The following is a 20922-nucleotide window of genomic DNA, read 5'->3' as shown; positions in this document are numbered from 1 at the left end:
CAGAACGCTGCACCGCAGTCGCACGAAGGGAAGGCCGCGCCATGGGGTCCCAGCAGGAGAAGGACGAGCTGTACGCGCTCGACATCAGCGGCGTCGAGTGGGAGGGCCCGCCCGGGACCAGTCCCGACGAGGAGCGCGTGGAGATCGCGAAGCTGCCCGACGGGGCGGTGGCCATGCGGTCCTCGCTGGACCGGGACACCGTCCTGCGGTACACGGCGGCCGAGTGGGAGGCCTTCGTGCTCGGCGCCCGCGACGGCGAGTTCGACCTGCGCTGACCCGGCTCCGGCCGGGACGGCCCGAGAACGCGCGAAGGGGCGCGCCCGGTGCGGGCGCGCCCCTTCGTCGTGGACCGGCGGGCTCAGTAGGCCTCGGTGAACAGGCGCGAGGCCTTGATGTCCGTGGCGTGGTAGTCGCCCTTGCCGCGCTCGATGAGCTGGGCGACGGTCTCCAGCTGCTTGTGCATGTGGTCGGCGGCGGCCTTGTACTTCTTCTGGAGGGCGACGTACTCGCGGTGCGCCTCACCGTCCCAGGTGTCGGTGACCACCTTGACGGCGGTGTCCATCTCGTCCAGGTCCTTGAGGATGTTCTGCGAGACCACTCGGATGCGGTCCGCCATCTGCTGGACGCTCTCGTACCTGACCTTGGTGTGGCCGTCGGACACGGTCTTCTCCTTCGCGCGGGGGCGTTGTGGGCAACGGGGCCGGGATCAGATGTTGTTGAGTCCGGACTTGTTGGCGGCGGCGAAGGCCGCCCGCACGTCCTCGTCCTGGGCGTTGGTCAGGTTCTTGGTCTCCGACACCGCGTGGTGCAGGACGCCGAGCAGTCGGCGGATCTGGTCGTGGTCCAGGTTGATGTCCTCCTGGGCCTTGATGAAGCCGCCGGCGCCCACGCCGGTCCAGCCCGCGCTCACCGTGGCGATGATGTCGGCCAGTTCACGGGACTGCCGCGACACGGCCTCGGCCGTCTCGGAGATCCTGTTGGCCGCCTTGACGACCGGATCGTCCGCAAGTCCGAAATTGCTCGTCATCCGAAGCTCCTCACTTCTCAATTCGCCGGCAGAACCGGCGGATTGCGCGGCGGAGCAGGCGTACCGGGCGCGGAATCAAGCCACACGCTCCGGGAAATCCCCCTCCGCTTCACGCCATCCCCCGATCACAGTCGTGAAGCCTGCCGTCACTCTAGCCAGTCCACCGGACCGTCCCAACACCGGTATGGCGCTGCGGTGATGGACCGGACCGCCGTCAGGGCCGGCGTCGACGCCCGCGGGCGTCGCGCACGACGGTCGCCGTGCCCGCGATGACGGCGATGAGGACGACGGCGGTTCCCAGGGCGTACGTACCGAACCGCTCGTCCCGCTCCTGCACCGTCTCGGTGAGGTGCAGCGCCGCCGCCTGCGGGGCGGCCGCCGGCGGCGGGCCCGGGTCCGGGGCGGGCGCCTTGGGGGGTTCGCGGTCCTGGGTGAGGGCCCGTACCGGGTCGACGACGCCCCAGCCGACGTAGTCGTCGTGGCCGTTCACGGAGCGTTCGGCGGTGTTCTCGATCTGCCAGACGATCTGCTGCGCGCTCCAGTCCGGGTGCGCGGCGCGCAGCAGGGCGGCGACTCCGGCGACGTAGGGCGCGGAGAAGCTCGTACCGTTGTCGACGCACTGGCCGAAGCCGGGGACGGTGGAGACCATGTCGACGCCGGGGGCGGCGACGCCGATGAAGTCGCCGGGCTGGGAGAAGGCGGCCCGTTCGTTGTTGCGGTCGGAGGCCGCGACGGCGAGGACGCCGGGGAAGGCCGCCGGGTAGGTCTTGCGCTTCTGCCCGGTGAGGCCGTCGTTGCCGGCCGAGGCGACGACCACCACCTTCGCGTCGAGGGCCCGCTGGACGGCCTTGGCCAGCTCGGAGTCCGCGGTCAGCGGGACGTCGGTGTCCTGGGAGATGTTGACGACCTGGGCGCCCTTGGCCACCGCGTGGTCGATGGCCTGGGCCAGGGTCGCGGCGTTGCCGTTGCCCTGCCCGTCGTTCTGCCGGATCGGGATGACGGTGGCCTCCGGCGCGAGACCGACGAAGCCGGTGCCCTCCTGCGGCCGGGCGGCGATGAGTCCGGCGACCTTGCTGCCGTGGCCCACCGTGTCGTTGGTGCCGTCACCGCCCTTGGGGTCGACGAAGTCCTTGCCCGCGCCGATGTCGAGGGCGCTGCCGAGCTGCGGGTTGGCCCGGTCCACGCCGGTGTCGATGACGGCGACGCGGACGCCCTTGCCCCGGGTGCGGGCCCACAGGGCGTCCAGGAGCACCCGTTGCAGGGCCCAGGGGCGGTCGGCGATCTGCTGCTTCATCGGGAAGGTGCACTCGCCCGCGCCGGCGAGGGAGAGGGCGTACGGGGCCGGCGGCGCCGCCGGGGCGGTGGTGGCCGCCGTACCGCAGGCCGCGACGAGGGCGAGGGCGGCGCTCAGGAGCAGGCCCCGGGTGGCCGCGCGGCGGCGCCCGGACGGTCGCTGGGGCATCGGCGGCGTCCTCACGAGCCCTGCGGCTGACGGGCGGAGTTGGTGTCCAGCCGCGGTCCCTTGGAGAGGAACTCCGACCAGGCGATGGGCACCATGGCGGGGGTGACCGCGCCGTAGCCGAGCCGGATCTGCGCTTGGCTCGCCTCGGGCCGACCGTCGCCGGCGCCCTGCTCCTTCGGGCCGCCCGCCCCGATCTTGGACTGTTCGGCGTCGCTGTCGCCGTTGGCCTGCACCGCGTAGCGCAGGCCGGTGTCGGTGACCAGGAACATCGAACCGCCGGCTGTGGTCTGGCGGCCCTGGACCTGGGTGTAGAGCAGCCCCGAGCCGGGGGTGACGTACGCGCCGGTGCCGCTGGCGGCGATGTCGACGGGGAAGCCGGTACCGGCCCAGGTGCTGAGCGTCGGGTTGCCCTGTCCGTCGACGGAGCGCAGCACCGCGCAGACCGTGTCGCGCAGGGCGGCGCCCTGCGCGGAGCCGGGGGCGGCGGTGACCCGGTTGACCTGCGAACCCTTGCGCTGGGGCCACTTGGCGTCGTTCTTGAACGGGGTGGCGTCCGGGTTGAGGGACTGTAGGTCCACCTCGCGGGCCTTGCCGTGCATGTTGAGGGTGTCGGTCGCGGGCGCCGAGATCAGCAGCCAGGCCACGAACTCCGAGACGGGCGCGACCCGGTCGGGCAGGACGACGTAGTGCTGTGTGCCGGAGCCCGTTTGGGCGGTCAGCACCATGCCGACCTTGTTGTCGGCGGTTCCCAGGCCCTGGACGTTCGCCTTCTCCCCGGCCTTGCCGGGCAGTTGGGGGAAGGCCAGGTCGTCGCCGGGGGTGAGGGTGGCCAGCCACTGCTCGGTGACCGGCTGGGGGGTGGCGCCGGTGCCGACCAGGGCCGTGGTGAGGGTTCCGGCGTCGGCGGTGCCCTCGGGGAACCGGTATTTCGTGCCGGCCGCGTCGATGAGGTAACGCTCCTTGGCGCCACCGGTGTTCTGCACGTACAGCAACTGCCCGTCGGCGGTCTTGCGGCCGTCGTCCATCAGTTTCGCCTCACGGTCGGCGAGGACGAAGGCGGCGGTCTGCACGCCCTTGCCGTTGCCGCCGGGCTGTTGGCAGACGACCCAGCGCTTGGCCTTGCCGGCGTCGGCGGGGGCGGGCAGCCGGTCGGGGGCGTAGGGGATGCCGATGATCGGGCCGCGGGGCGGCTTGCCCGCGTCCAGGATCTTGTCGTCGATCTGCACGACCTTGAACTTCGCCGGGTCCAGCAGCAGTCGGGCGGAGGCGAGGTTGAGGACGGGGTGCAGCCGGGTCTGGGCCTTGCCGTTGACCTTGGTCGTCAGGACCACGTACCGGGTCGTCGACTGCTTGCCGACGATGACCTGGGTGCCGGGCTCGTCCCAGCCCTTGGGGGCCTGCGGTTTGAACATGCCCCAGGCGCCGAAACCCGCGACCACGAGCGCACCGACCACCAGACCGGGGAGCACGGCGCGCAACGGGCGGGGCGCGCCTTCCTCGGTTCCGGTGGCCGAGGGCTGGAGGAACGCCGCCACCGTGCGCCGCTTCGCGAAGGTGTACGCGTTGAGCTCATCACGTCGTGATGCCATGACCGCCTGATTCTCGCCGCACGGCCCGGTAGCGGACACCGGTCCCCGGGCCTCGATGATCGGACCGGGGACCTACTATGCCTCCTGACGGACGGTACGCACGGGGCGGGTAGGCTCAGTCGGCCACCAAGCGGGCCGCGGACCTGGGCGGTCAGGGGCTCGTCGGGGCGGAACGCACAGGACTTCGGGGCGCGGCGGCGACCGCCGCGCAGGAGCGTACGGGGCCCGCCCCCGGGGATGGGGAGGTGCGCGAGTGACGGCCACCGCGACGGAGCCACGGACGACCTCGACCACACCGGCACGCGCCGGGGTCACACCGCATCCGCGGTCGAGCCCGGGCCGGTTCGGGCCGTTTCGACTGCAACAGTTGGTGCTCCTGCAGATCGCGGCCGCCGCCCTGCTGGTGGCCTGGGTCGTGGAACCGCTGCTGATGGTGCCCGCGGGAGCGCTGGCCCTGGTCCTGGTGCCGCTCGCGGTCGTACGCCGCCACCAGCGCTCCCTTCCCGAGTGGATCGCGGGCGCGCTCGCCCTGCGCGCCCGACGCCGCCGGGCCGCCGGACGCCCCGCGCCGGCCGGTGTCGAGCCCGGCCTGGCCCCGCTCGTCGAAGCCGAACCGGCCCTGCGGACCCTGACGTTCGGCGACCGTGACCGGCGGCCGGTCGGGATGGTCGGCGACGGCACGTTCCTGACGGCGGTCGTCCAGGTCGACATGGACGCCACCGCCCTGCGACCGGACCGGGGGGCGCGTCCGCTGCCCCTGGGCCTCGTACGGGACGTCCTCGAAGTGGACGGGATCCGGTTGGAGTCGGCCCAGTTGGTCCAGCACACCCAGCCGGCTCCGGCCCCGCACCTGCCGCCCCAGGCCATGGCCACCCGCAACTACGCGCCGCTCCAGGCCAGTACGGGCACCCCGGCGGTGCGACTGACGTGGATCGCGCTCAAGTTGGACCCGGAGCTGTGCCCCGAGGCGGTCACGGCGCGCGGTGGCGGACTGGGCGGCGCCCAGCGGTGTCTGGTGCGGATCGCGGACCAGCTGGCGAGCCGGCTGACCGGCGCGGGCTTCCGGGCCGTGGTGCTCACCGAGCAGGAGCTGACGAGCGCGCTGGCGACCTCCTCGTGCGCGAACCCCCGGGCGATCACCCAGGCCGGCCGGGCCGCGGGCACCGGGCGTCGCACGGAGGAGACGGCGCGGACGTGGCGCTGCGACGACCGCAGGCACACCACGTACTGGATCGGCCGCTGGCCGCAGTTGGGCGGCGCGGGCGCGGCGCTGCCGCAGTTCGTGGCGCTGCTGACCTCGCTGCCCGCGCTCGCGACGAACTTCAGCCTGACGATGGCCCCGGCCGAGCGTCAGGGCGTGACGCTGACCGGGCACGTACGGGTGACCGGGCGCAGCGACGAGGAACTGGTCGCCGCCCGCCGTGAACTGGAGCGGACGGCTCGGGGCGTGAAGACGGGGCTCGTCCGCCTCGACCGCGAACAGGTACCGGGCCTGCTGGCCTCGCTGCCGCTGGGAGGAACGCGATGAGGGGCGGTTTCGGGCTGATCGGGCCGCGCCGTGAACGACATGTGGTCCCGGCGGCCGACCTGGACGCGCTGGCCCTGCCCGTCGCCGACGACGGGGTCGTCATCGGAGTGGACGCCGAGGGCCGCCCGGCGGTGCTGGGCGTCAACCGACCCACGCCGTACGAGGTGACGCTGGTCGGCGGCCTGTGGACGGCGCAGGTGCTGGCGCTGCGCGCGGCGGCCACCGGGGCGCGGGTCGCGGTGGAGACGGGGCGGGGGCAGGTGTGGTCCGGGCTGGCCCAGGCCGCGGGCGGCGGTCAGCAGTGCGTCACGCTGCACGACGTCGGGCGGGTGCCCCCGCAGGGCGCCTCGGCGGGCAGCCCGGTGCTGGTGGTGCGGGACTGCGGCATGCGGCCGCCGCGCGGGCGGGTGGTGGCGGGGCCGTGGCAGTCGGTGCTGACCCTGCTGCCGTACCTGAGCCCGGCGGCGCCCCGGCTGATGCGCAACGCGTCCCTGGTGGGGGTGCAGCGGGTGTCCCCCGACGAGGCCGAGCAGGTCGGCCGCCTGATGCACCTGCCGCGGGCGGCGGTCGAATCGCTGCCGACGCTGGGGGACGGGGTCACGCTGTGGTGCACCCCGCGCGACCGGAAGTTCGTCATGACGCAGGGCACCGACACCGAGACGGGCCTGTTGGGCCCGGCGCGACGGATCGACTGACCGACCGACCGACCAACCGGCTGACGCGTCGGGGCGGCGCCGCGGTGGTGTGAGCCGGGGTACGGGGGCGAACGGGGCGGCGGCGCGCGATTAGGCTGAGCGTGGGCGCGGCGTCGAGGTGGGCGCCTGACCGGTGTTCGACAGACCAGGAGGACTCAGTGAGCGGCGATCGGAACGAGAGGCGCGGCGGGACGTGGGACGTCCCGACGGACGATCAGTCCGATGCGGAGCCCGAGGTGACGGGCGAGTTCACCATCGACTACACCCCTCCGGCCTGGTACACGCAGGGCGCGGCGCAGGCTCCCGCCGCGTCGGTGCCAGCGCTGCCGGAGGGCAGCGGCTTCGAACCGCACCGCCCCTCGGACGTGACGTCGCCTCCGACGATGCGGATCGCGCCGCCGGCCCCGCGCACGCCTTCGACCGACGCCGTGGTCCCGCCGCAGGTGTTCAGCGCCGTTCCGCCGGCGGTCCCGACGCCGGCGGCCGACCCGGCCCCGGCACCCACGCCCGCACCCGCGCCGATGCCGGCACCGGTGCCCGTCGCGGACGCTGCTCCGGCTCCGGCGCCGGCTCAAGTCCCCGCCCCCGTCGCCGCCCCGCAGCCGGCTCCCGTGCCCGTGGTGGCCGAGGCCCCGGCCGACGCGGCCCCGGCCGCCCCGGCGCCCGTCGAGCCGACCCCGGTGGAGGCAACCCCGGTGGAGGCGACCCCGGTGGAGGCGGCGCCCCCCACGCCGACGCCCGCCCCGGCCGACGCCGTACCCGCGCCGGTCCAGGCGCCCCCGGCCGACGCCGCGCCGCCGGCGCAGCCCTACCGCACCGCCACGCCGCCCGAGGGCACGCCCGTGCCCCCCGCTCCCTACGCGGCGACGCCGCCCGGGCCCTACGCGCCGCCCGTAACCCCAGCGGACGCGGTCCCGCCGACCGCGGAGCCCCCGTTCGGGGGACCGGGCGGTGAGCTGCCCGCGCTGCCGCCGACGTACCAGGTCTCGGACGGATACGGATTCCCGCCCCCCGCGCCGACGCCCGCTCCCGTTCCGGCTCCCGCCCCCGCCCAGCCCCAACCGCAGCCGCAGCCGCAGCCGCCGCACGACCCCCGCGCCGGTGGACAGTGGCCGCAGCCCTCCTACCAGGCCGGCCCGGCCACCGGCGGGGCGCCGCTCGGCTACACCGCCGCCGTCGAGCTGTCCTCCGACCGCCTGCTGCGCGCCAAGCAGAAGCCCAAGCCGACCCGTTCCGGCTTCCGGTTCGGCGGCAAGGCGGCGGAGGCCGAGCGTCTGCGCAAGCTCGAACTCATCCGCACCCCGGTCATGTCCTGCTACCGCATCGCCGTGATCAGCCTCAAGGGCGGTGTCGGCAAGACCACCACGACCACCGCGCTGGGCGCGACGCTCGCCACCGAGCGCCAGGACAAGATCCTGGCCATCGACGCCAACCCCGACGCCGGAACACTCGGCCGTCGTGTCCGGCGCGAGACCGGGGCGACCATCCGCGACCTCGTCCAGGCGATCCCGTACCTCAACTCGTACATGGACATCCGGCGGTTCACCTCCCAGGCGCCCTCGGGCCTGGAGATCATCGCCAACGACGTGGACCCGGCCGTCTCGACCACGTTCAACGACGAGGACTACCGCCGCGCCATCGAGACGCTGGGCCGTCAGTACCCGATCATCCTCACGGACTCGGGCACCGGTCTGCTCTACTCCGCCATGCGCGGCGTCCTCGACCTCGCCGATCAGCTGATCATCATCTCCACCCCGTCCGTGGACGGCGCGAGCAGCGCGAGCACCACCCTCGACTGGCTGTCCGCGCACGGGTACGGCGATCTCGTCTCCCGCTCGCTCACCGTCATCTCGGGGGTCCGCGAGACCAGCAAGATGATCAAGATCGAGGACATCGTGCAGCACTTCGAGACCCGCTGCCGCGGCGTCGTCGTGGTGCCGTTCGACGAGCACCTCGCGGCCGGCGCCGAAGTGGACCTGGACCTGATGCGGCCCAAGACCCGCGAGGCGTACTTCAACCTCTCCGCCCTGGTGGCCGAGGACTTCGTCCGCGCCCAGCAGCAGGCCCCGCAGGGCCACTGGGGAGCGCCCCAGCCGGGCGCGCAGGCCGGGGTCCCCCAGCCGCAGCCCTCCTACCAGCAGCCGCCGGCGCCCCAGCCGTACGACCCTCGGCCGTACCCGCAGCCCGGACAGCCCTGGCAGCAGCCCCAGCCCGGTCAGTACCCGCAGCAGCAGCCGCAGCCGGGACAGCAGCCCCCGGCCGGTCAGCCGCCGCGCGATCCCCGGCTCGGCTGACCCGGCGCCGCCCGGACGACGCGAAGGGCCCGTACCCGCCCCGAGGGGAGGTACGGGCCCTTCGCGTCGCGTGCGGCGCCGCTCAGCGCTGGGTGTCGTAGGCCTCCGTGAGCACGCGGGAGCGCTTCACGTCGTCCGCGATGGCCTCCAACAGCCCCTCCAGCGACTCGAACTTCGCCATGCCGCGCACGTAGGCGAGGAAGTCGACGCCCACGTGCATGCCGTAGAGCTCCAGCCCGACGCGGTCGATCGCGTACGCCTCCACGGTCCGCTCGGTGGCGTCGAACTGCACGTTCGTACCCACCGAGATCGCCGCGGGCATCCGCTCGCCGTCCGCCGTGAGCCAGCCCGCGTACACCCCGTCGGCCGGGATCGCGGTGTGCGGCTGCGTCTCGACGTTCGCCGTCGGATAGCCGAGCTCCCGACCGCGCTGCGCCCCGCGCACCACGACGCCTTCCACCCGGTGCGGGCGGCCGAGGATCTCCGCGACGCCTTCCATGTCGCCCTCGGCGACGAGCTTGCGCGCGAGCGTCGACGAGAAGGGCACGCCGCCGCCGGCCTCTCCCCGCACGACCAGGTCGACGACCTCGACCTCGTAGTCGTACGTGGCGCCCAGCTCCCGCAGGAAGTCGACGTTCCCGGCGGCCTTGTGACCGAAGCGGAAGTTCGGACCCTCGATGACGGCGCGCGCGTGGAGCTTGTCGACGAGCACCTTCACGATGAAGTCGGCCGGGGACAGCTGCGAGAACTCCGCCGTGAACGGCAGGATCAACAGCGCGTCGACCCCGAGGGCCGCCATCAGCTCGGCCCGACGCTCGTACGTGGCGAGGATCGGCGGGTGGCTGCCGGGGCGCACGACCTCGCTCGGGTGCGGGCTGAACGTCACGACGACCGAGGGCACGCCGAGTTCGCGCGCCTTGGCCACGGCCTGTCCGATGATCAGCTGATGGCCTCGGTGCACTCCGTCGTAGGAGCCGATGGTGACGACGCTGCGTCCCCAGTCATCGGGGATGTCCTCCAAGCCACGCCAGCGCTGCACTGAGACCGCTCCTCGCCCGTACCCGCGGGTAGACCCCGTACCGATTTGCCGATTGCAGGTCTAAGACTGCCATGCCGCCCGCCGCGGCCCCGCATCGGCGTCGGGCTGAGCGCCTTCCCGGCTCAGGTGATGTCCGGCGCGCCCCGGCTCAGGCTCTCGACCGTGCGCCGGGCGCCCGGACCGAGCAGCGCGGCGGCCTCCGCCGTCGCCTCCCCCAGCCACCGCGCGGCCACCGCGCCGAAGACCGGGTCGGTCCGCGACAGCTCCACCGTCCTCCGCTCGAACACCGCTGGACCGCCGGGGAGGCGCAGCAGCTGCCGACCGGTGCGCCGCAGCAGGTCCCGGGTGCGCTGCCGGGGACGGTCGGCGGCCCCGGCGGCGACGGCGCCCAAGAAGGCGTCGAGGACCGCCGGATCGGTCTCCTCGCGCAGCAGTACGTCGGCCAGCTCGCCCCGGAGGGGGTACGAGGGCTCCCGGCCGGGGGCGGCCAGCACCGCGGCCAGGGCGGCCCGGACGGCCGGCGGCGCGGACCGCAGCAGGTCCAGGACCAAGGGGCGCAGGACGGGTTCGGCCACCGGGCCCTGTTCCAGGCGCAGGTCCAGGAAGACCGCGGCGTGCGGGGCGTCCCCGGGGCACCGCGCCAGGTGCTCCCGTACGAGGTCACCCGCGCGCCGGGCGAGCGCGGGGGTGGTGAGCGCGGCCAGGGCGCGCACCACCTCGCCGTCGGCCCGGGCGCGCAGGGCGTCGAACACGGCGTCCGGCTCCGGCAGCATCGGCAGGGCCGCCACCAGCGCCTCGGCGGGGAGCCGGGCCCCGCACTCGGGATCGCGGAAGCAGGCCAGGGCGTCGGGCAGGTATCGGGCGCGGACCAGGGGGTCGCGCAACAGCGTCGCGAACGCTCCGCCGTGGAGGGCGGCGTCCGCGGGGCGGGCGAGCAGTGCCCGGGCGGCCCGGCGCAGCAGTTCCCGGTCGGCGGGGGCGCGCACGTGGGGGGCGGTGGCCTGCCCGTAGGCGGCGGCCGCGGCCCGGCGTCCGGGCCGCTCGTCGTGGGCCCAGCGGTGGACGGCCCGGCACAGCACGGAGGGCTCGTCTTCCGCGAGTACGGCCAGCAGTTCGTCGGCGCGGGGGTGCGCGGCGGTGACGAGGGCCTCACAGAGGTCGTCCGCGGCGAGGCCGCGGTGGGTGTGCAACAGGGCCTGGGCCGCGGTGGCCACCGTCGCGCCGGGGCGGCCCCGCAGGCGGCGCTCGTCGCCGAACCAGGCGCAGATCAGGGGCTGGACGTACCGGGGGTCGCGGGCGAGGCGGCGGCCGGCGGCTTCGAGGTAACGGTGGTCGTGGGGCAGCAGCCGGCGCAGCAGGTCCAGCCGGTCGGGCTCGGGGAGACGCAGCCGGTTCCAGAACCGGCCGCCGAAGTCACCGGTGTCCGGCGCGTCGCCCGCCCGGCCGGACAGGTGCGCGGCAAGGGCGTGCAGGACCGGCAGGTGCGGCGTGGCGTCGGGGGCCCGCAGCAGGGTCTCGCGCAGCAGCCGGGCGGCCCACCAGGCGCGGTCCCCCTCGGCGCCCCCGTGCGGGGCGGGGCGCTGTTCGAGGGCGTTCAGGGCCTCGACCAGCCCGGTCAGCGCCGTGCGCACCTGGTCGGGCGGTAGCCGCCGCAACGCTTCCAGGACGGGCCCGATGCGGTGGCGGGGCACCGGCAGGCCGGTGGTGGCAGGCCCCCGGTGCACGAGGTCGTCCAGCGCGGTCGGCACGTCGAGGTGGCCGGCCTGGAGCCAGTCGGACAGTTCCTCGTGGGCGAAGCGGTAGCCGGGCCCGGCCGGGACCAGCAGCCCCTCGGTCAGCGCGGCGGACGCCCAGCCGGTACGCCAGGGGAACAGCTCCTCGAAGGCGGCCCGGTCCAACCGGCCCCGGCCCGGTCCCAGGCAACGCCGGGCGGCCTCGTGGACCCGCCCGGCCACCCGGGCGGCCAGCCGTCGCACCCCGGGGCCGTACACCCCGGGGCCGTGCGTCTCCGGCGCGTGCGGCCCGACGCCCGGTGTGTGGGCGGTGGCAGCCGTGATCCGCAGGGCCACCCGCAGGGCGAGGAGGTCCAGGTGGGCGGCGAACACCTCGTCCCGGCCCGGACGGCCCTCGGTGGCCCCGGCGGCCCGTACGCCGGCCAGCAGGCGCAGCGTCAAGGGGTGCCGGGCGTCGCTCTCCCGGACGGCGTCCTCGGGCAGGCCGAGGCGGCCGCGCAGTGCGGCGGCCTCGCCGGGGGTGAGGTCGCCGACGGGCAGGGCCGGCGGCAGCCCGCCTGCGGGCCGCGCGGGCGTGTGCAGCGCGCCGGGCGGGTAGAGGGCGCCGGCCCCCTCCCAGTACTCCGGCCGGGCGGCGACGATCAGCCGGGCGCCGGCCCCCTCCAGCCAGCGGGCAGTGGCCCCGGTCCACGGCCCGAGGCGCCGGGCGAGCCCCGGCGGCATCTCCTCGGGGGCGTCGAGCACCACCAGCAGCGGTCGCCCGGCGCCGACGACCAGCCGCGCGACCTCGGCCGCGATGCCGTCGCCTCCGGGGGAACCGGGAGCCCCGCCGGGGGCGGGCGGCCCGCTCTCGGTGCCCGCGCCCCCGGCTCCCGTCCCCGCGTCGGGCGGTTCGGCGCGCCCCTCCGTGACGCGGGCGCCGGGCGGAGCCGCCGGGGGCCGTTCGGCCGCCGCCACGATCCGCCCGGCGGCGCCCAGCGCCCGATCCACGGCGTCGGCCAGCGACGCGTCACCGTCCCGCAGTTCCGCCCCCCGCAGCCACAGCGTCAGGGCCGGGCGCTCGCCGCGCGCCCGGGCGGCGGTCAGGACGGCGAGTGCGGTGGTGCGGCCGGTGCCGGGATCGCCGACCAGTCCGAGAACGGGTCGGACGGGCCGGTCGCCGGAGGTGAAGGCGTCCAGCTCGGCGGCGATCCGGGGGCGGGCGACGGGCTCGTCCGGCTGGGGGCCGGGCCCCGGGGCGGGCACCGGCCCCCGTGTGGTCGCGGTGAGTGCCAAGGCGCCCGCGAGGTTCAGCTCCGGCCCGTACCCGGGCACGGTGGCGGCGTTGCGCTCCAGCAGCGCGTGCAACGGTCCCCCGGGGTCCCGCCCGGCCGCCGCGCGCAACGGCACGGCGAAGGCGCCCGAGCGGTGCTCTGCCCGCAGAGCGGTGACCAGGACCGCGAGCACCGCTCCGGTCGTGGCATCGAGGACCGGGGCCCCGCAGGCCTCCCCGCCGCCGCGCACGGCGTCCCGCCCGTCCGTCCCGATGGCCAGCTCGACCGCCGCCGGCAGGCCGTGACACCGGTCCCCCGTCCGGTATGCGACCTCCGCCCCGGCCGCGAGTACCCGCGCCTGGCGCCAGCCCCGCGCGGGCAGCCGTACGTACGTACCGGGCTCGACCGGATCGCGCCGGGCCACCGGCAGCGGCGTCGCCCCGAGGCCGTCGGTCCGTACGAGGGCGAGGGCGAGCGCGGGCAGGGCGGTGACATCGACCGCCGCGGCGAGCCACGTGCGGTTCCCGGGCCCGTGCAGGACCAGCCGGTCCATGCCCTCGACGGCCTCGTGGGCGGTGATCACCGTGCCGCGGTCGTCGGCCACGAAGCCGCTGCCGCGCACCCGCCCGGCGAGATCGCAGATCCTGACGAGTCCCGTCATCGCCGCACCACGCGCACCACTCCCGCCGTTCCGTGCTCATGACGGTAGGCAGGTGAAGATCAGCGGGAAAAGCACACGAGGCGAAAGCGCCCCCTTGTGCTCCCTCCATTCACTCCGAGCGCCTGCTTGGACGGGTGAATACAGGGCCTCGGGTGGATAAACACCTACCCGAGGGGGGTCGTGGAGCGGTGAGCAGCAGTAGGTGTGCGCTCACCGCTCCACGTCAACGGGCAGACCACCCCGGTCAGACGAACACCGCGAGCGACTTCGCCTTCCCGTTCTTGTTCTCGGCCAGACCGAGCAGCTGTCCCTGCGGACCGAACACCGCGACCGTGCGGCCTTCGGCGTACTCCTCCGGCATCTCGATGCGCACGCCGTTGGCGAGCAGCGAGGCCCGCCGGGCGTCGAGGTCCCAGCGCGGGAACGCCGCCGCGGCCGCCTCGCCGATCGGCATGACGGTCAGCTCCTCCTGGAGCTGGTCGAGCGTCCGCGCCCGGTCGAGCTTGTACGGGCCCACCCGCGTGCGCCGCAGCGCGGTGAGGTGGCCGCCGACGCCGAGGTCGGCGCCCAGGTCACGGGCGAGCGCGCGGATGTACGTACCGCTGGAGCAGACGACGGAGACGACGAGGTCGACGACCTTGGTCCCGTCCTCGGCCTCGGCGTCGCGCATGTCGTAGACCCGGAACGACGAGACCGTCACGGGCCGGGCCGGGATCTCGAAGTCCTCGCCGTCCCGCGCGCGCTTGTAGGAGCGCACGCCCTTGATCTTGATGGCGCTGACCTTCGACGGCACCTGCATGATCTCGCCGGACAGCTTGGCGATGCCCGCGTCGACGGCCTCCCGGGTCACCCGGGACGCGTCCGCGGAGGAGGTGATCTCGCCCTCGGCGTCGTCCGTGAGCGTGTTCTGCCCGAGGCGGATGGTCCCGAGGTACTCCTTCTCGGTCAGCGCGAGGTGACCGAGGAGCTTGGTCGCCCTCTCGACGCCCAGGACGAGCACGCCCGTCGCCATCGGGTCCAACGTGCCGGCGTGGCCGACGCGGCGGGTCTTGGCGATCCCGCGCATCTTGGCGACCACGTCGTGCGAAGTGAATCCGGCGGGCTTGTCGACGATGACGAGCCCTCCCGCGGCCTCCGGCCGGGAGGGGGTGCCCACCGGATTCTTCCCTGCGTCGGTGCTCATTCCGCGGCTGCGTCCTCGTCGTCCTCGCCCGGCTTCTTGTACGGGTCGGCGTCACCGGCGTAGGTGGCACCGGAGGAGGCCTCGCGCACCTCGGCGTCGGAGGCGCGCACCTTGTCGAGGAGGTCCTCGATGGTCTTGGCGTTCTCCGGGAGGGCGTCCGCGACGAAGGTCAGGGTGGGCGTGAACTTGGTCCCCGCCGCCCGGCCGACCGCGGAGCGCAGTACGCCCTTGGCGCTCTCCAGGCCCGCTGCCGCGCTGGCCCGGTCCTCGTCGTCGCCGTAGACCGTGTAGAAGACCGTGGCCTCCCGCAGGTCGCCGGTGACGCGGGTGTCCGTGATGGTCACGTGCGTACCCAGGCGCGGGTCCTTGACCCCGCGCTGCAGCTTCTCGGCCACCACCTCCCGGATGAGGTCCGCCAGCTTCTTCGCCCGCGCATTGTCGGCCACTGGTCCGTCTCCTTCTTTTCTTGCAGACAAGCAATCAGTCTTCATCACCGTGCAGCCGCCGTCTCGCCGACAGCAGCTCCACTTCCGGACGCGCCGCGACCAGCCGCTCGCAGCGGTCCAGTACGTCCGACACGAACCCCGCGTCCCCACTCACCAGGGCGACCCCGATACGGGCCCTGCGGTGCAGGTCCTGGTCCCCCACTTCGGCCGCGCTCACGGAGAACTTGCGTTGGAGCTCGGCGACGATGGGCCGGACGACGGAGCGTTTCTCCTTCAACGAGTGGACGTCGCCGAGGAGCAGATCGAAGGACAGAGTCCCCACGTACATGCAGTTCCGGATATCCCGCCGGTGCGGGTTCGGTGGCCTGCCGGCCAGACGCTCGGCAGGGTCACCAGAACCGTACACGCAACGGCCGGGGCCGATCGACGGATATTCCGCCGACCGGCCCCGGTGCTGCCCGTACGACCAAGGGCCGTACGAGCCCTACGACACGGTGCGAACCGCCTCGCGCTTACGCGCGGGGCTTCTCGCGCATCTCGTACGTCGCGATGACGTCGTCGATCTTGATGTCGTTGAAGGAGCCGAGGTTGATACCGCCCTCGAAGCCTTCGCGGATCTCGGTGACGTCGTCCTTGAAGCGGCGCAGACCGGAGATGGTGAGGTTCTCGGCGATGACCTTGCCATCGCGCAGGAGCCGCGCCTTGGTGTTGCGCTTGACCTCGCCGGAGCGGATGAGGACACCGGCGATGTTGCCCAGCTTGGACGAGCGGAAGATCTCGCGGACCTCCGCCGTACCGAGCTCGACCTCTTCGTACTCGGGCTTGAGGAGACCCTTGAGGGCCGCCTCGATCTCCTCGATGGCCTGGTAGATCACCGAGTAGTAGCGGACGTCGACACCCTCGCGGTCGGCCATCTGCGCGGCACGGCCGGCCGCACGGACGTTGTAACCGATGACGATGGCGTCGGAGCCCATCGCCAGGGCGATGTCGGACTCGGTGACCGCACCCACACCGCGGTGCAGGACCCGGATGTCGACCTCTTCACCGACGTCGAGCTGGAGCAGCGAGGACTCGAGGGCCTCGACCGCACCGGACGCGTCGCCCTTGATGATGAGGTTGAGTTCCTGGACCAGACCGGCCTTGAGCACGGAGTCGAGGTCCTCCAGGGACACGCGACGGACGCGCTTGGCGAAGTTGGCGTTGCGCTCTCGCGCAGCACGCTTCTCGGCGATCTGACGGGCCGTACGGTCCTCGTCCACGACGAGGAAGTTGTCGCCGGCGCCGGGGACGTTGGTGAGACCCAGGACCAGGACGGGGGTCGACGGACCCGCTTCCTCGACGTTGTTGCCCTTGTCGTCGAGCATGGCGCGCACTCGGCCGTAGGCGTCGCCCACGACCATCGTGTCGCCGACGCGGAGGGTACCGCGCTGGACGAGGACGGTCGCGACGGCACCGCGGCCGCGGTCGAGGTGGGACTCGATCGCAATACCCTGAGCGTCCTGCTCCGGGTTGGCGCGCAGGTCGAGCGAGGCGTCGGCGGTGAGGACGACGGCCTCCAGCAGGGAGTCGATGTGCAGACCCTGCTTGGCGGAGATGTCGACGAACATCGTGTCGCCGCCGTACTCCTCGGCGACCAGACCGAACTCGGTGAGCTGACCGCGCACCTTGACCGGGTCGGCACCCTCGACGTCGATCTTGTTGACCGCGACGACGATCGGGACGCCGGCGGCCTTGGCGTGGTTGAGCGCCTCGATCGTCTGCGGCATGACGCCGTCGTTGGCCGCGACCACGAGGATCGCGATGTCGGTCGACTTGGCACCACGGGCACGCATGGCGGTGAACGCCTCGTGACCGGGGGTGTCGATGAAGGTGATCTTGCGCTCTTCACCGTTGACCTCGGTACCGACCTGGTAGGCACCGATGTGCTGGGTGATGCCGCCGGCCTCGCCCGCGACGACGTTCGTCTTGCGGATGGCGTCGAGCAGTCGGGTCTTACCGTGGTCGACGTGACCCATGACGGTGACGACCGGGGGACGCGGCATGAGGAATTCCTCGCCGCCCTCGTCCTCGCCGAACTCGATGTCGAAGCCTTCGAGGAGCTCGCGGTCCTCTTCCTCCGGGCTGACGATCTGAACCTGGTAGTTCATCTCGCCGGCCAGCATCTCGAGCGTCTCGTCGGAGACGGACTGCGTGGCAGTGACCATCTCGCCGAGGTTCATCATCACGGCGACGAGCGACGCCGGGTTGGCGTTGATCTTCTCCGCGAAGTCGGTGAGGGACGCACCGCGCGACAGGCGAACGGTCTCGCCGTTGCCGCGGGGCAGCATCACGCCGCCGACCGACGGGGCCTGCATGGCCTCGTACTCCTGGCGCCTCTGACGCTTGGACTTGCGACCACGACGGGCCGGACCGCCGGGACGACCGAAGGCACCCTGCGTGCCACCACGGGCACCGGGACCGCCGGGACGCCCGCCGAAGCCGGGACGACCGCCGCCACCGGCACCGGCCGGACCGCCGCCGAAGCCGCCGCCGCCGGGACGGGGACCGCCGAAGCCGCCGCCGCCCGCGGGACGCGAGCCGGGACCGGCCGGACGGCCGGCGAAGCCGCCGCCGCCGGGACGACCGGCGCCACCGGGACGCGGGCCACCCGCACCGGGACCACGGCCGCCGGGGCCGCCGCCGGGACGCGGACCGGGACCACCGGCAGCGGGACGCTGCGGCATCATGCCCGGGTTGGGACGGTTACCACCGGGGGCACCGCCCGGACGCGGGGCGCCGCCCTGCGGACGGGGCATGCCACCGGGGGTGGGACGAGCGCCGCCGGGACCCTGCGGACGCGGGGCGCCGGCCGGGCCGCCCTGCGGACGCGGGGCACCCTGGCCGCCACCGGCGCCGGGGGCACCGGGACGGGGGGCGCCGGCCGGACGGGGCGCCTGCGGGCGCGCCATGCCGGTGGAGCCACCGGAGGTGAAGGGGTTGTTGCCCGGACGGGGACCGGCCGGACGGGCGCCCTGCGGACGCGGGGCACCCTGGCCGCCGGCCGGACGCGAGGCCGGGGCACCGGGGGTGGCACCGGCCGGACGCGGGGCGCCGGGACGGGCGCCGGCCTGACCCTGGCCACCCTGGGCCGGACGCTGCTGCGCCGGACGGGGACCGGGGGCCGAGGCGGGACGCTCGGTGCGCGCCGGGGCTGCCGGCGGCGCGGAGAACTCGGTCGCCACGGGCGCCGCCGGAGCGGGCTTCGGGGCGGCCGGAGCCTTGGGACCGGGACGCGGGCCGGGAGCGGCCGGAGTCACGGGCGCACCCGCGGCCGGGGCCTCGGCAGCGGCGGGCTTGGGAGCCACCGGTGCGCCGGGCTTGGGGGCGGTGGGACGTGCCGCGGCGGCCGGGGACGGCGCTGCGGGGGTGGGGGAACCCGCGCGGCCTGCGGCCGCGGCGGGGGAAGGCGCTGCCTTGCGGGGCGCGCCGGGCTTCGCAGCGGACTTGCCGGCGTTGCCGCCGGGCCCCTGCAGTGCGTCGGTCAACTTGCGCACAACCGGCGCCTCGATCGTCGAGGACGCCGAACGGACGAACTCACCGAGTTCCTGGAGCTTGGCCATGACGACCTTGCTCTCGACTCCGAACTCCTTGGCGAGTTCGTATACCCGGACCTTAGCCACTTTGCTCCTTTTAGGTCCGGGTTACGCCGGACCGTCGCTACTTCATGGGCGTACTCATCGCGTACTCATCGAGTGCTCATCGCAATCTCGACCTACTTCCAACTCGCGAGGTACCTGACCGCACGGGAATCCGTGGGTACTACTTCTTCTTACGGTGTTGCTTCGGTCTCACCGGCCACGACCCGGCGCAGTACCACCGTGTCGAGCATTCCGGCGGACCTGAGGGCCCGGGGGAACGCCCGGCGGCGGACCGCCTGGTCGAGACAGACCACGGCGGGGTGCAGGTAGGCACCCCGGCCGGGCAGCGTACCGCGTGGATCGGGGACGCATTCGTCCCCGACCGCCACGATGCGCAGCAGATCGCTCTTGGCCGCTCGCTCCCGGCACCCCACACAGGTGCGTTCGGGGCATGCGCGGGCTTGCGTCCGGCCAGACACGCCTAAGTCTACCTCCCCGTACCGACCTCACCCCTTCAGGCGAAAAATCGAACGGACGTTGTCGTGATCCATTCGGAACACTCCGGGCGGGCCGGAGTCTTCCGCATGCCGGGACCCCGACCTCGTCGGGGTCCTGTCTACCCGCCGGTGAGCACCGGCGGGTAGTGGTTTTATTCCCCGCGCCGCTCGGCGTGATCGCCGGCGCGGCTGTCGCGTCCGTCACGACCGTCACGGCTGTCACGGCTGTCACGGCTGTCACGGCTGTCACGGTCTGCGTCCCGGTCCGAGGGCTCCTCGGTGTCGGGGCGGATGTCGATGCGCCAGCCGGTGAGCCGCGCGGCGAGGCGGGCGTTCTGGCCCTCCTTGCCGATCGCGAGCGACAGCTGGTAGTCGGGCACGGTCACCCGTGCGGAGCGGGAGTCCCAGTCGACGACGTCGACCGCGCTCACCCGGGCGGGTGAGAGGGCGTTCGCGACCATCTCGGCCGGGTCGTCCGACCAGTCCACGATGTCGATCTTCTCACCGTGCAGCTCCGCCATCACGTTGCGCACGCGGCTGCCCATCGGGCCGATGCAGGCGCCCTTCGGGTTCAGGCCCGAGCGGGTGGAGCGGACCGCGATCTTGGTGCGGTGACCGGCCTCACGGGCGATCGCCGAGATCTCGACGCTGCCGTCGGCGATCTCCGGGACCTCCAGCGCGAACAGCTTCTTCACCAGGTTCGGGTGGGTGCGCGACAGCGTCACGGACGGGCCGCGCACGCCCTTCGCCACCCGGACGACGTACGCCTTGAGGCGCAGGCCGTGCGTGTACTCCTCGCCCGGCACCTGCTCCTGCACCGGCAGGATGGCCTCCAGCTTGCCGATGTCGACCAGGACGTTCTTCGGGTCCTTGCCCTGCTGCACCACACCGGTGATGACGTCGCCCTCGCGGCCGGCGAACTCGCCGAACGTCAGGTCGTCCTCGGCGTCGCGCAGACGCTGGAGGATCACCTGCTTGGCGGTGGTCGCCGCGATCCGGCCGAAGTCCGACGGGGTGTCGTCGAACTCCTTGGGCTCCTGGCCCTCTTCGAGATCCCTCGGGTCTTCCGTCGCCCATACGACCACGTGACCGTTGCTGCGGTCGAGCACGACGCGGGCACGGCGGTAGCTGCCCTCGGTGCGGTGGTACGCGATGAGGAGGGCCGACTCGATCGCCTCGACGAGCAGGTCGAAGGAGATCTCCTTCTCCCTGACCAGACCCCGCAGGGCACTCATGTCGATGTCCACGGCTACGCCTCCTCTTCCTTCTTGTCCTTGCGGTTGAACTCGATCTCGACACGCGCCTTGGCGATGTCGGTGAACGCGATGCGGCGGGCGGTCGCCTTGCGGCCCTTCACGCCCGGAACTTCGAGGTCCATGCCCTCGTCGTCGACGTCGAGGATGCGGGCGATCAGTTCCCCGCCCTCGGTCAGCTGGAACTTCACCAGACGTCCGGTCGCCCGAACGTAGTGACGGTGCTCGGTCAACGGACGATCGGCGCCCGGCGAACTCACCTCAAGGACGTACTCGTCCTCGCCCATCACGTCGGATTCGTCGAGCAGATCGGAGACCTCACGGCTCAGCTCGGCGCACACGTCCAGCTCCACGCCCTCATCGGAATCCACGATGACCCGCAGCATCCGTCGCTTGCCCGCCTTCGACAGCTCGATGTCCTCGAGGTCCAGGCCCTTGGCGGCGACGAGCGGCTCCAGCAGTCCGCGCAGCCTGTCGCTCTGGGTCGTGCTCATCCGGGTGACTCCTCGGCCGCGTGTGCTGTTGTGGTTTTCCGTCGCGTGTCAGGTCAAAGGGTATCCGGTCGCGGAGGGTGTTGCCGTCCGCGCGCCCGGCGGGGGCCCCGGGTACCGTGATCACACCCTGCCCCACCAGCACCTCCGGAGG

Annotated in this window: 17 protein-coding genes; 4 read left to right on the top strand and 13 right to left on the bottom strand. The window is 73.6% G+C overall.

Features of this window, described 5'->3' with window-relative positions; all coding sequences use genetic code 11:
• Window positions 1-41: 41 nt before the first annotated feature.
• Window positions 42-275, top strand: coding sequence for a DUF397 domain-containing protein (locus tag E6R62_RS12820; protein ID WP_136213490.1), 234 nt, complete (start codon window positions 42-44; stop codon window positions 273-275).
• Window positions 276-358: 83 nt separating this feature from the next.
• Here E6R62_RS12820 and E6R62_RS12815 read toward each other — a convergent pair whose 3' ends face one another.
• The 4 genes from E6R62_RS12815 to eccB form a co-directional block, all read right to left on the bottom strand.
• The gene (locus E6R62_RS12815) at window positions 359-661 is read right to left on the bottom strand and encodes a WXG100 family type VII secretion target (protein ID WP_240801636.1); all 303 of its coding nucleotides are present in this window, start codon (window positions 659-661) and stop codon (window positions 359-361) included.
• A gap of 45 nt (window positions 662-706) precedes the next feature.
• Complete coding sequence (locus E6R62_RS12810; protein ID WP_136213489.1) at window positions 707-1027, bottom strand: hypothetical protein; 321 nt, start codon at window positions 1025-1027, stop codon at window positions 707-709.
• 214 nt (window positions 1028-1241) lie between these two features.
• On the bottom strand, window positions 1242-2489 hold the full coding sequence (mycP, locus tag E6R62_RS12805) for a type VII secretion-associated serine protease mycosin (protein WP_136213488.1): 1248 nt from the start codon (window positions 2487-2489) through the stop codon (window positions 1242-1244).
• Window positions 2490-2500: 11 nt separating this feature from the next.
• Entirely contained in the window at window positions 2501-4078 is a 1578-nt protein-coding gene (gene eccB, locus E6R62_RS12800; RefSeq protein WP_136213487.1) for a type VII secretion protein EccB, read from the bottom strand.
• A gap of 253 nt (window positions 4079-4331) precedes the next feature.
• Here eccB and eccE point away from each other — a divergent pair, with 253 nt between their 5' ends.
• The 3 genes from eccE (at window position 4332) to E6R62_RS40800 (ending at window position 8595) form a co-directional block, all read left to right on the top strand.
• Window positions 4332-5606: a type VII secretion protein EccE gene (gene eccE / locus E6R62_RS12795; RefSeq protein WP_136213486.1), complete on the top strand. Its 1275-nt coding sequence runs from the start codon at window positions 4332-4334 to the stop codon at window positions 5604-5606.
• Window positions 5603-6301 (top strand): hypothetical protein, encoded by a 699-nt coding sequence (locus E6R62_RS12790; RefSeq protein WP_136213485.1) that lies wholly within the window; start codon window positions 5603-5605, stop codon window positions 6299-6301. The genes eccE and E6R62_RS12790 overlap by 4 nt, the downstream gene beginning before the upstream one ends.
• A 158-nt stretch (window positions 6302-6459) precedes the next feature.
• The gene (locus E6R62_RS40800) at window positions 6460-8595 is read left to right on the top strand and encodes an SCO5717 family growth-regulating ATPase (protein ID WP_240801635.1); all 2136 of its coding nucleotides are present in this window, start codon (window positions 6460-6462) and stop codon (window positions 8593-8595) included.
• Window positions 8596-8677: 82 nt separating this feature from the next.
• On the opposite strand, the gene E6R62_RS12780 is transcribed toward E6R62_RS40800, so the two are convergent.
• From E6R62_RS12780 to rimP, 9 genes are all read right to left on the bottom strand, one after another.
• Window positions 8678-9634, bottom strand: a complete 957-nt coding sequence (locus E6R62_RS12780; RefSeq protein WP_136213484.1) for a bifunctional riboflavin kinase/FAD synthetase — start codon at window positions 9632-9634, stop codon at window positions 8678-8680.
• Window positions 9635-9756: 122 nt separating this feature from the next.
• Entirely contained in the window at window positions 9757-13281 is a 3525-nt protein-coding gene (locus tag E6R62_RS12775; protein ID WP_136213483.1) for a trypsin-like peptidase domain-containing protein, read from the bottom strand.
• A 244-nt stretch (window positions 13282-13525) separates the two neighbouring features.
• The gene (gene truB, locus E6R62_RS12770; RefSeq protein WP_136213482.1) at window positions 13526-14464 is read right to left on the bottom strand and encodes a tRNA pseudouridine(55) synthase TruB; all 939 of its coding nucleotides are present in this window, start codon (window positions 14462-14464) and stop codon (window positions 13526-13528) included.
• On the bottom strand, window positions 14461-14910 hold the full coding sequence (gene rbfA, locus E6R62_RS12765) for a 30S ribosome-binding factor RbfA (protein WP_136213481.1): 450 nt from the start codon (window positions 14908-14910) through the stop codon (window positions 14461-14463). Before rbfA ends, truB begins: the two co-directional genes overlap by 4 nt.
• A gap of 34 nt (window positions 14911-14944) precedes the next feature.
• Window positions 14945-15238, bottom strand: a complete 294-nt coding sequence (locus E6R62_RS12760) for a DUF503 domain-containing protein (RefSeq protein ID WP_136213480.1) — start codon at window positions 15236-15238, stop codon at window positions 14945-14947.
• Window positions 15239-15422: 184 nt separating this feature from the next.
• Window positions 15423-18569 carry a translation initiation factor IF-2 gene (infB, locus tag E6R62_RS12755; RefSeq protein ID WP_136213479.1) on the bottom strand — a complete coding sequence of 1049 codons (3147 nt, stop codon included), beginning with the start codon at window positions 18567-18569 and terminating at the stop codon, window positions 15423-15425.
• A gap of 149 nt (window positions 18570-18718) precedes the next feature.
• Window positions 18719-19006, bottom strand: coding sequence for a YlxR family protein (locus E6R62_RS12750; protein WP_136213478.1), 288 nt, complete (start codon window positions 19004-19006; stop codon window positions 18719-18721).
• A gap of 170 nt (window positions 19007-19176) precedes the next feature.
• Complete coding sequence (nusA, locus tag E6R62_RS12745) at window positions 19177-20271, bottom strand: transcription termination factor NusA (protein ID WP_240801634.1); 1095 nt, start codon at window positions 20269-20271, stop codon at window positions 19177-19179.
• 2 nt (window positions 20272-20273) lie between these two features.
• A complete protein-coding gene (gene rimP / locus E6R62_RS12740; RefSeq protein WP_136213477.1) occupies window positions 20274-20771 on the bottom strand; it encodes a ribosome maturation factor RimP in 498 nt (165 codons plus the stop codon).
• Window positions 20772-20922: the final 151 nt, after the last annotated feature.

Origin of the sequence: Streptomyces sp. A1136 (genome assembly GCF_004795055.1) — a bacterium.
Classification (GTDB): Bacteria; Actinomycetota; Actinomycetes; order Streptomycetales; family Streptomycetaceae; genus Streptomyces.
The sequence above is the reverse complement of the archived record's forward strand: the minus strand, read 5'-3'. Positions and strand labels throughout refer to the sequence as shown.